This window comes from Dietzia sp. SYD-A1 (genome assembly GCF_015356725.1).
GTDB lineage: Bacteria > Actinomycetota > Actinomycetes > Mycobacteriales > Mycobacteriaceae > Dietzia.
On the sequence record NZ_JADDKI010000314.1, the window covers coordinates 1 to 10,640 of the forward strand.

Annotated in this window: 9 protein-coding genes and 1 pseudogene; 2 read left to right on the forward strand and 8 right to left on the reverse strand. The window is 70.6% G+C overall.

Translation table 11 applies throughout. From position 1 onward, the window contains the following. The 5 genes and pseudogenes from IY392_RS12730 to IY392_RS12750 all read right to left on the reverse strand — a co-directional run. Positions 1-572 (reverse strand): annotated as a pseudogene (locus tag IY392_RS12730) (ABC transporter ATP-binding protein); the annotation flags it as partial. After that, positions 569-2,275, reverse strand: a complete 1,707-nt coding sequence (gene cydD / locus IY392_RS12735; protein WP_194861417.1) for a thiol reductant ABC exporter subunit CydD — start codon at positions 2,273-2,275, stop codon at positions 569-571. The gene cydD and the pseudogene IY392_RS12730, both read right to left, overlap by 4 nt. Positions 2,276-2,281: 6 nt before the next feature. After that, entirely contained in the window at positions 2,282-3,331 is a 1,050-nt protein-coding gene (cydB, locus tag IY392_RS12740; protein WP_182613692.1) for a cytochrome d ubiquinol oxidase subunit II, read from the reverse strand. A 14-nt stretch (positions 3,332-3,345) separates the two neighbouring features. Further along, the gene (locus IY392_RS12745) at positions 3,346-4,848 is read right to left on the reverse strand and encodes a cytochrome ubiquinol oxidase subunit I (RefSeq protein WP_107755799.1); all 1,503 of its coding nucleotides are present in this window, start codon (positions 4,846-4,848) and stop codon (positions 3,346-3,348) included. Positions 4,849-4,984: 136 nt separating this feature from the next. Continuing rightward, positions 4,985-5,923, reverse strand: coding sequence for an aminodeoxychorismate lyase (locus IY392_RS12750; RefSeq protein WP_194861418.1), 939 nt, complete (start codon positions 5,921-5,923; stop codon positions 4,985-4,987). Positions 5,924-5,961: 38 nt separating this feature from the next. Between IY392_RS12750 and IY392_RS12755 the strand changes: the two genes are divergently transcribed. Beyond that, the gene (locus IY392_RS12755) at positions 5,962-7,125 is read left to right on the forward strand and encodes a folate-binding protein YgfZ (protein WP_194861419.1); all 1,164 of its coding nucleotides are present in this window, start codon (positions 5,962-5,964) and stop codon (positions 7,123-7,125) included. Between the two features lie 131 nt (positions 7,126-7,256). Beyond that, positions 7,257-7,460 carry a DUF3073 domain-containing protein gene (locus IY392_RS12760; RefSeq protein WP_107755796.1) on the forward strand — a complete coding sequence of 68 codons (204 nt, stop codon included), beginning with the start codon at positions 7,257-7,259 and terminating at the stop codon, positions 7,458-7,460. 84 nt (positions 7,461-7,544) lie between these two features. Here the strand turns inward: IY392_RS12760 and purM are convergent, their stop codons facing one another. From purM to IY392_RS12775, 3 genes are all read right to left on the reverse strand, one after another. Then, positions 7,545-8,630, reverse strand: a complete 1,086-nt coding sequence (gene purM / locus IY392_RS12765) for a phosphoribosylformylglycinamidine cyclo-ligase (RefSeq protein WP_194861420.1) — start codon at positions 8,628-8,630, stop codon at positions 7,545-7,547. Positions 8,631-8,670: 40 nt separating this feature from the next. After that, positions 8,671-10,320 carry an amidophosphoribosyltransferase gene (gene purF / locus IY392_RS12770; RefSeq protein WP_107755794.1) on the reverse strand — a complete coding sequence of 550 codons (1,650 nt, stop codon included), beginning with the start codon at positions 10,318-10,320 and terminating at the stop codon, positions 8,671-8,673. Between the two features lie 41 nt (positions 10,321-10,361). Then, positions 10,362-10,640: sterol carrier family protein (locus IY392_RS12775; protein WP_228549367.1), on the reverse strand; the 279-nt coding region annotated here is incomplete at its 5' end.

The window sequence follows — 10,640 nt, forward strand, 5'->3', positions numbered from 1 at the left end:
GAGCTGGCCGCGGCGACCGCCCGTTCCGCTCCGAGCGCCGCCCGGGCGGCCAGGGCGGGGAAGACCACCCCGACGAGGACCACGCAGACCGCCATGACCAGTGCGACCAAGGGTGACAGCAGCGCGAGTGCGACGACCGCACCGGTCGACAACGCGGCCGCCACCATCGCGGGGATGAGGACGCGGACCACGGTGTCCGCGACCACATCGAGATCGCGGCCCGAGCGCAGGAGTACGTCACCGCTGCGGAGCGCCGGCGTGGCGGAACCCTCAGCCAACCGTCGGTAGAGGCGCTCCCGCGCACTGGCGGCACCCCGGAGGGCGACGTCGTGAGAGGCGAGCCTGTCCAGGTACCGTGAGACGCCACGGCCGATACCGAGTGCGCGTACGGCGACGACGGCGACGGTGAGGTCCATCACGGGGGGCCGCTCCCACGCCCGGATGATCAACCATGCGGAGATCGCGGCGAGCGCCCCCGCCGCGGCGAGGGTCAGAACGGCGATCAGCACAGCCCGCGCCACCCGGAGGCGGTCCAGTTCCAGCAGCGCGAGGACGTGGCGCAAGTCGGTCACCGGGCCACCTCCGGTCGCGCTGCGGGTGTGCCCGCGGCGGTGAGTGTCACCACGACGTCGGCGGAGTCGAGGACCTCTCGCGCATGCGAAACGACCAGGACGGTGCTGCCGGACCGCGCCCGGTCGCGGAGGGCGTCGGCGACCCGACCGGCCGTCTCCCCGTCCAGGTGCGCGGTGGGCTCGTCGGCGACGAGGACATCGGCGTCCGCGGCGAACAGCCTGGTGAGCGCGAGCCGATGCGCTTCCCCCGTCGACAGTCCACCGCCCCCGGGGCCCACAGGGCTATCCCATCCCTCCTCCCGTTCCGCGACCACGCGGTCGACACCCGCCAACCGGGCCGCTGCGTCGAGCCGAGCCGGGTCCACACCGAAGAGCTCGACGTTCTCGCGCAGGGTGCCGGACACGAGGGTCGGACTCTGGGGTTGCCACGCGACCCGCGACCACCACGTCTCGCGATCGAGGTCCTCGACGTCGATCCCCCCGATACGAATCCGGCCCCCCTCGACCCGCGACGTCGACAGCAGTGCCAACAACGCGAGGATGGCGGTGGACTTACCCGATCCGTTCGGTCCGGTGAGGACGGTCAGGTGGCCGGGCTCGGCGACCAGGTCGAGACCGGCCGGCCGCATCCCGTCGCGGCTGCGCACCTCGAGGCCCTCGATCTCGATCCGGGCGGGCCCCTCGGCGACGCGAACCGTGCCGCCTCCTCCCCTGCCGGACCGATCGTCGAGCCGCTCGCCCGCGCGACCGTCGAGCACCTCGAAGGCCCGGTCCGCAGCGAGGGCGCCGTCGGCGGACTCGTGAAACCTGGCACCGACCGCGCGGAGCGGTTGGTGCACCTCGGGCGCCAGTATCAGTGCGGCGATCCCCGCGGCGAGATCCATGTCGCCCACGACGAGCCGCAGACCGATCCCTACCGCCACCAGCGCCACGCACAGCGTCGCGAGGAGCTCGAGGACCATCGAGGACAGGAACGCGATCCTCAGCGCGTCCATCGTGGCGCGACGGTGAGCCCGGGCGGCCGCGGCGACCTGAACCTCCGGCCCGCGTTCCCGTCCGAGCGCCACGAGTGTGGGCACTCCCGCGATGAGGTCGAGGACGCGGGCGGACAGTGTCGACATGGTCTGCAACTGCCGCTCGGTGCGTGACCTCGTGAGGGTGCCCACCAGGATCATGAAGACCGGGATCAGCGGGAGCGTCACCGCGATCACCACGGCGGAGAGCGGATCGACCAGTGCCACCACCACGACCAGCGCGGGGGTGACGACGACCGCGGTCGTCAGCGCCGGCACGTACCCGGCGAGATAGGGCACCAGGCCCCCGAGTCCGGTGGTGAGGATGGCGTCGAGTTCGGCCGATCGCCGTCGGCGTTCGATCGGATCCCATCCCGCCACGGCGCGTGCGACACGGGCACGGAGGTCGTCGACGACCTCTCCGGCGCCCGCGCGCGCCAGACGCTGTTGCGCCCATGTCGCGGTGACCCGCACGGCGGCCGCGACGGTCAGCCCGGTCAGCTCCTCTGTCCAGGCGTCGAGCGCACGCACCGAGGGATCGGTGATGACGCCCGCGAGCACCCGGGCGAGCAGGATCGCGAACGCGGCCGTCGCCGCGGCCGTGACCGCCGCGAGGGCCACCGAGATCGTGAGGTGACGGCGCACCGAACGCGACTCGTGGAGCAGCCGGGGATCGAGTGGGGCCGCCACCGGGGGTCAGCTCCTCCCGGACCGCGCGGGCCGGAGGCCGATCGACGGAGGGATCTGGTCCACCGAGATGCGCTTGCGGAACACCCAGTAGGTCCAGCCCTGGTAGACCAGGACCACCGGGGTGAGGGCCGCGGCGGCCCAGGTCATGACGACGAGGGTGTAGTGCGAACTCGAGGCGTTCTCGATGGTGAGACCGACCCCCTCCGCCAACGTGGTGGGCATGACGTCCGGGAAGAGCGAACCGAACAGGAGGACGACGACCGCCGAGATGGCCAGGGTGGTACCGGCGAAGGCCCGACCCTCCCTGTCCGCGTAGACCGCCGCGACCACACCGACGAGGGCGGCGGCGGCCACCGCGACGGCGCCCCAGGTCCACATGCGCCCGTGGGCCAGCTGTGTCCACAGTGTGAAGACCCCGCCCAGCGCCAACCCGGACGGTGCCAGGATCCGCGCGATCCTGACCGCCTCGGTCCGCAGCTCCCCGGAGGTCTTCAGCGCGATGAACACGGCCCCGTGGAGGGTGAACACGGTCAGGGTGAGGAGGCCACCGACCAGGGCATACGGGTTGAGCAGGTCGAAAAGAGTGCTGGTGACGTTCTTGTCGGAGTCGATGGCCAACCCCCGGACGATGTTGGCGAACGCCACTCCCCAGAGGACCGCGGGCACCACGGAGCCGACGACGATCGCCAGATCCCATCTGCGCCGCCACGCGGCGGTGTCGATCTTGCCCCGGAACTCGATCGCGACGGCCCGGAGGATCAATGCGATCAGGATGAGGAACAGCGGGAGGTAGAAGCCGGAGAACAGGGTGGCGTACCACTCCGGGAACGCGGCGAACATCGCCCCACCCGCGACCAGCAGCCAGACCTCGTTACCGTCCCACACCGGGCCGATCGTGTTGAGCACGGCGCGACGACGGAGGTCTCGATCGGGGGTGTCGGGACCGCGCCCGAGGACCGGCATGAGGATCCCCACGCCGAAGTCGAACCCTTCGAGGACGAAGTATCCGAGAAACAACACGGCGATGAGGATGAACCAGAGTTCCTGGAGTCCCATGAGCTCTCTCCCTGTCAGTACGCGAAGGACAGCGGCCGTCCGGCGTCATCGCCGTCGGGTGGCCCGAGGTGAGGTTCCGCATCGTGCTCCAGCGGCCCCTCGATGGTGTAGCGGCGGATGAGCACGAACCACACGACGGCCAGGGCGCCGTAGACGATCGTGAACCCGGCCAGCGAACCCAGCACGAGCCACGGAGAGTGGTCGGACACCCCCTGGCCGACGAGAAGACTGATCATCGGATCGCCGACAGGGTTGGGGTGCACGACCCACGGTTGACGTCCCATCTCGGTGAACACCCAGCCCGCCGAGTTGGCGAGGAACGGGAACGGGATGGCCGCGATGCCGAGGGTCCCGAGCCAGCGCTGATCGGGGACGGGTGCCGAGGGCCGGGTGTACCACAGGCCGACGACCGCCAGGAGGGCGGAACCGACACCCAGTCCGATCATGGCCCGAAAACTCCAGTAGGTCACGAAGAGGTTGGGTGAGTAGTTGCCGGGCCCGAACTGCTCCTCGTAGTGCGCCTGGAGATCCTGGACTCCGCGCAGTTCGACGCCCGAGAGCCGCCCCTCCGCCAGGTACGGGAGAACGTACGGGACCTCGATGAGGTGGCTGACCGACTCACAGTTGTTGTGTGTCCCCACCGTCAGAACGGAGAACTTCGGGTCGGTCTCGGTGTGGCACAGGGATTCCGCGGCCGCCATCTTCATCGGCTGCTGGTCGAACATCAACTTGCCCTGGATGTCCCCGGTGGCGATGAGTGCTGCTCCGGACACGATCATCACCCACAGCGCGAGCCGGGTGACCGGCCGGAAGATCTCGCGTGCCTGGGTCTTCTTCTCCGCCCCGGCGTCCACGTCGCCGGCGGCGACGAGCTCGACCTGCTGGCGCGAGGCGCGGACCATCCACCACATCCCGATGCCGGCGACGAAGGTCCCGGCGGTGAGGAAGGCGCCCGCGATGGTGTGTGGCACCGCGGCGAGCGCCGTCGGGTTGGTCAGGAGCGCCCAGATGCTGGTGAGTTCCGCCCGCCCTGTCTCGGGGTTGTAGACCGCGCCGACGGGGTGCTGCATGAAGGAATTGGCGGCGATGATGAAGTACGCGGACAGATTCACCCCTATCGCCGCCATCCAGATGGACGCGAGGTGGACCGCCTTGGGCAGACGTCCCCAGCCGAAGATCCACAGCCCGAGGAAGGTCGATTCGAGGAAGAACGCAGCGAGGCCCTCGAGAGCGAGGGGCGCACCGAAGACGTCGCCGACGAACCGGGAGTACTCGGACCAGTTCATCCCGAACTGGAATTCCTGCACGATTCCGGTGACGATGCCGAGCGCGAAGTTGATGAGGAAGAGCTTTCCGAAGAACTTCGTGGCGCGATACCACCCGGGTTTCCCGGTGGCCGCCCACACGGTCTGCATGACCGCCACCAAGGGGGCCAGACCGATCGTCAACGGGACGAAGACGAAGTGATAGACGGTGGTGATCCCGAACTGCCACCGCGAGATGTCGAGTACGTCCATGAGCCCGAGCTCCTGTTACGAATACCGCCACGACCTGATCGGGCGGCCCTATGCAGGACGGTACGCCTAGGGGTATCGGTACTCAATACGGCACTGTGTGGTCTTGGACACCCCTAGCAGGGAGGATGAAGGGAATTTATCCAGAATCGGAGCCCTGGGCCCGCCCGACGGCGCGGTCGACCATCCCGGCCACGTCGATCCCGGGCTCGGGCCCGTCCAGTGTGACGTCGTCGATGCGGCGGACACGTGCGGCGAGGGTGACCGAGGAGAGCAACCACACGGCATCGGCGGTGAGCAGATCTGACAGCAGGAGCCTCTCGCGGTGAACCGGGACCCCGTCGCGCTTCGCCACCTCCGCGAGCGCCCCGAGTGTGGTGCCCTCGAGGATCCCCACCTCGGCCGGCGGGCTGACGAGTTCGCCCGATCGGGCGATGACGACCGTAGACCGGGGGCCCTCGAGGACCTCCGCCTCGGAGGACAGGTACACGACGTCGTCGAACCCGTTCGCGGCCGCGTGGCGCAGTGCCGCCATGTTGGCCGCGTAGGACAGGGTCTTGGCACCGAGCAGCATCCAGGGCGCCGACGCGGCGAAGTCCGCCGGGAATCCCCTCCCCAGCACGGTCACCGCGATGCCCTGCGCCCGCGCCCGCACGGCGTGCGGGCCGACGGGTGCGACGGTGATGTACGCCGTCTCCGGGCCCCCTCGTTCCGGGCCGCGGGACAGCACCAGTCGCAGCATCCCCTCGGAGTCCGGGCCCCATTCGCGGGCGGCCAGGGCCATCCCCACCTCCCACTGATCGGCTGTGGGCCCGCGGAGGCCGAGCGCCGAGGCCGACCTGGCCAACCGGGCGAGATGCCGCTCGGGTTTGGCCGGCCGACCACCCACCACGAGCAGGGTCTCGAAACATCCGTCCCCCCGCACAGCGGCGAGGTCATCCGCCAGCAGCAACGGCTCGCCGGCCGGGTGCACCCGGGGCCGGGGGCCGTCCGGACCCCCCTCGACCAGGACGACCACCCGCGTGTTCGCCGAGCGGCCCGCCGCTCCGTCGACTCCTTCTGCCGCCACAGTGCCCATGGCGGCAACACTACGACGACGCACGTAGGATCGCGATCGTGACCGTCCCAGCAGCGCCCGACCGGCCCGACCCCGGCTACCGCAGCCCGATCCTGGACCGTCCCGGGGCCGTGGACGCCCCCGGCCCCGGCCCCGACGCCGGGGTCCCGTTCCACTACGGGGACCCCTTCGCCGAGCAGCGTGTGGCCGCCAGCTCCGTGGTGGTGGTCGACCGCTCCCACCGTGACGTCCTGACCATCGGGGGCGCGGAGCGGCTGTCCTGGCTCGAGGGCTTCGTCTCCCAGCACGTGGCGGACCTCCCGGACCGCTCGGGCGCCGAGACGCTGATCCTCGACGCCAACGGCCGGGTGGAGCACCACATGGTGCTGTCCGACGTCGACGGGACGCTCGTGCTGGACACCGAGCCCGGGCGGGGCGCGGACCTTCTCGCGTTCCTCACCCGGATGGTCTTCTGGGCCGACGCCGCCCCGCGGACGGCCGACCTCGTCGTCGTCACCCTCGTCGGCACCGGGCTGCCCGACACGGTCACCGCACCGGACGGGACCCCGGTCGAGCTCCCCCGCCGGGATTACGCGAGCGTCCCGCTCCCGGGGGGAGGTATCGCCCGCCGGATGCCCTGGCCGGCCGCGGGTTCGATCGACCTCCTCGTCCCCCGGGCCGACCTGACCGCGTGGTTCGACTCGGCCGTCCGCTCCGGCGCCCGCCCCGCGGGGTCGTGGGCGCTGGAGGCCATGCGCACGGCCGAGTCGATCCCGCTGCGTGCCCGGCTCGGCGTGGACACCGACGAGAAGACCATCCCCCACGAGGTCCCCGCGTGGATCGGCGAGGTGGCCCAGCGGGGCGCGGTCCACCTGGACAAGGGGTGCTACCGGGGTCAGGAGACGGTCTCCCGCGTCCACAATCTGGGTAAGTCCCCCCGGGTCCTCGTCCGCCTGCACCTGGACGGCTCCGGCGTCGACCAGTCCGTGACCCCCGGTGCCGCGGTCACGGTCGGCGGTCGCCCCGTCGGCCGGTTGGGCACCGTCGTCCATCACCACGAGGACGGTCCGGTGGCGCTCGCGCTGATCAAGAGGTCGGTCGCGCCGGGCACCGCCCTGGAGGTGGACGGGGTCTCCGCCGCCCTCGACCCCGACTCCCTCCCGGACGACTCCGGTCCGCAGGCCGGACGCGAGGCGATCCGCAGGCTGCGCGGCCAGTGGTAGGTGCCGCAGGCCGCCCCGCGACACCCGGGCGGACATTCCGGGCCGGGCACGCTATCCTGTGGGCAGGCAGATACTCACATTGATGGGCACCCCCGAGGTGGCCCAGCACCGTTTCCGAGGGGGTCAGGTCGATGGGCCGAGGCCGCGCGAAGGCGAAGCAGACCAAGGTCGCTCGCGAACTCAAGTACAACACTCCGCAGACGGACCTAGAACGTCTCCAGGCGGAGTTGGCCGGTGGTGGCGCACCCACCACTCGGGTCAGCACCGATCGGCCCGGTGCCGACGAGGACGAGGACCCCTACGATTCGTGGTCCGACGGCGACAGCAGGTTCTGACCGCACTTCCAGCCGCACACACGTGGGCCGGGCATCCCGCTGGATGCCCGGCCCATGTGTGTGCGGTGGGGTCTGACCCCCCGGTCAGAATCTGGCGTGCGACCCCTCCAGGACGACGCGGGCCGAGTCCGCGGCGTCCTCTCCAGCCTTGTCCACGTGCCCGATCACCCAGTTGTCGACGTGCCGTGCCGTGAGCACGGCCTGGGCTCGGTCCACGTCCTCGGCCGGGAGGACGGCGATCATCCCGACGCCCATGTTGAACGTCCGTTCCATCTCGGTCTGTTCGACACGGCCGTGGTGGGCGATCGTGCCGAACACGGCGGGCACTGGCCACCGCCCTCGGTCGAGCCGTGCGACCAGTCCGCGCGGCATGACCCGCGCGAGGTTCTCCGCGAGGCCTCCGCCTGTCACATGGCTGAACACTCGGACGTCGGTCTCCGCGATGAGACTCAGACAGTCCAGGGCGTAGATGCGGGTGGGTTCGAGGAGTTCCTCGCCCAGTGTCCGACCGAACTCCTCGACGTGACCCTCCAGCGGTAGGCGAGCGAGGTCCAGCAGCACGTGCCGGGCCAGTGAGTAGCCGTTGGAATGCAGACCCGAGGACGCCATACCCACGATCACATCGCCGGGGCGGACGTTCTCCGCCTTGAGCACCTCGTCGGCTTCGACGATCCCGACCCCGGTGCCCGAGATGTCGTACTCGCCGGGCGCCATGAGCCCGGGGTGCTCGGCGGTCTCCCCGCCCAGCAGGGCACATCCCGCCCGCACGCACCCCTCGGCGATCCCCTCGACGATGGCGGCGACATGCTCCGGCACGACCTTGCCGATGGCGATGTAGTCCTGGAGGAACAGCGGCTCGGCGCCGCACACCACGAGATCGTCCACCACCATCGCCACGAGGTCGATGCCCACCGTGTCGTGGACATCCATGGCCTGCGCCACCGCGATCTTGGTGCCGACGCCGTCCGTCGACGAGGCCAGGAGCGGCTGCCGATACGTGTTCTTCAGGGAGAACAACCCCGCGAAACCCCCGAGACCGCCCATCACCTCCGGTCGGGTCGCACGCCTGGCGTGGGGCGCGAACAGTTCGACAGCGCGCTCGCCGGCGTCGATGTCGACACCGGCGGCGGCGTACGAGGCGCCGCGCGCGGGGTGGTGGTTCTCGGTCATGGTCGATTCTCCTCATCGGCGCCCCTGGGCGGGCGCCCGGTCAGGGTCGGCGGACGGCGTCCGTGGTGTCGTGCAGGACCAGGTGCCGGTCGGGGGTCTCGCCGTCGACCTGGGCGGCCAGGGCCAGCACGGCCGCACTCATGGGCGAGTCGTCCGGGAGCGCGATGGGATAGTGGCCGTCGAAGCACGCGGCGCACAACTCGTCCCGCGGCTGCCCGGTGGCCGAGATCATCCCGTCCACCGAGATGTACCCGAGGGTGTCCGCGCCGATCGCCCTGCGGACACCCTCGAGCATCCCGTCCGTCACGTCGACGCCGTTGGCGATCAGCTCGGCCGGGCTGGCGAAGTCGATGCCGTAGAAGCACGGCCACCGGACCGGAGGAGAGGCTATACGGACGTGCACCTCGAGGGCGCCCGCCTCCCTGAGCATCCTGATCAGGGCCCGCTGGGTGTTGCCCCGGACGATCGAGTCATCCACCACCACCAGCTTCTTCCCGTGGATCACCTCGCGAAGCGGGTTGAGTTTGAGCCGGATTCCGAGCTGCCGGATCGTCTGACTGGGCTGGATGAACGTGCGGCCGACGTAGGCGTTCTTGGTCAACCCCTGTGCGAAGGGGATTCCGGAGCCCTGCGCGTATCCGACCGCGGCCGGGGTGCCCGACTCCGGGACCGGGATGACCAGGTCGCCCTCGACGGGGTGTTCGGCGGCCAGCGTGCGACCGATCTCCACGCGAGCGGAGTTGACCAGCCGCTCGTTGATCACCGAGTCGGGACGCGCCAGGTAGACGTACTCGAAGACGCAGGCCTTGGGGGCGGGTTCCGCCAGTCTGCGCGACCTGACGCCGTCGGCGTCGATCGCGATGAGCTCACCGGGCTCGATGTCGCGGACGAACGACGCCCCGACGATGTCGAGCGCAGAGGTCTCGGACGAGACCACCCAGCCCCGCTCGAGCCGACCGAGCGCGAGGGGGCGCACCCCGTGAGGGTCGCGGGCCGCGTACAGCGTGCTCTCGTCGGAGAACGTCAGGCAGTAGGCACCGCGCAGTCGCGGCAACAACCGGGCCGCCGCCTCCTCGAGCCCCCCGTCCCCCGCGTCGTGGGCGAGGAGGGTGGAGACGATGTCCGAGTCCGAGTGGGTGCTGTTCTCGGAGTACCCACGGATACCGATCGACGTGGCGTAACGCTTGAGTTCCTGGGTGTTGACCAGATTCCCGTTGTGCCCCAGCACCACGGACCCTCCACCGGGAGTGGGCCGGAACATGGGCTGGGCGTTGTCCCAGGACGCCGCGCCGGTCGTCGAGTACCGGCAGTGGCCCACGCCCACGTGGCCGCTCATCGATTCGAGGGTCTTCTCGTCGAAGACCTGACTCACCAGACCGAGATCCTTGTAGACCAGGACCTGCTCACCGTCCGCGACCGCGATCCCTGCGGCCTCCTGGCCTCGGTGTTGCAGCGCGTACAGGCCGTAGTAGGTGAGCTTGGCGACATCCTCGCCCGGAGCCCACACACCGAAGACACCGCACTCCTCGACCGGGCCGATGCGCTCGGCGTCGACAGGCAGGCCGGTCGGACCGGGAACGGACGGGTCGGGCAGACCCAGACCGACGGCGGCGCGACTCGTTGTGCGGCGGAGTGGTCCGGACGTGCCCGGACGTGACGACGTGCTCTCCACCTGGTGGTGCTCCCTCATGGTTCGGGGCGGTCCGCCCGGACAGACCCCGGCGGTGCCGTTCAAGTGTACGTTCCCGGACCCCCGTGACCCCACTCCCGTGTCCCCGGTCGCACCACCGGCAGCCCCGACGCGACCTCACCGACCCTCGTCCCCGACGCACGGACCAGCCCGGCCGAGACGGCGGACTGCCAGCTGCGGCGGCCGGTGGCGAGTTCGAGCCAGGTCCTGGCGTCGGTCTCGACGACGTTGGGCGGGGTCCCCCGCGTGTGGCGCGGCCCCTCGATGCACTGCACGGCCGCATAGGGCGGCACCCGCACCTCGACCGCCCGGCCGGGGAG

Excerpts from the sequence above, each read along its gene's own strand:
- cydB (WP_182613692.1), bottom strand. The coding sequence starts at position 3,331 with ATGGGACTCCAGGAACTCTGGTTCATCCTCATCGCCGTGTTGTTTCTC.
- IY392_RS12745 (WP_107755799.1), bottom strand. The coding sequence starts at position 4,848 with ATGGACGTACTCGACATCTCGCGGTGGCAGTTCGGGATCACCACCGTC.
- IY392_RS12750 (WP_194861418.1), bottom strand. The coding sequence starts at position 5,923 with ATGGGCACTGTGGCGGCAGAAGGAGTCGACGGAGCGGCGGGCCGCTCG.
- IY392_RS12760 (WP_107755796.1), top strand. The coding sequence starts at position 7,257 with ATGGGCCGAGGCCGCGCGAAGGCGAAGCAGACCAAGGTCGCTCGCGAA.
- purM (WP_194861420.1), bottom strand. The coding sequence starts at position 8,630 with ATGACCGAGAACCACCACCCCGCGCGCGGCGCCTCGTACGCCGCCGCC.
- purF (WP_107755794.1), bottom strand. The coding sequence starts at position 10,320 with ATGAGGGAGCACCACCAGGTGGAGAGCACGTCGTCACGTCCGGGCACG.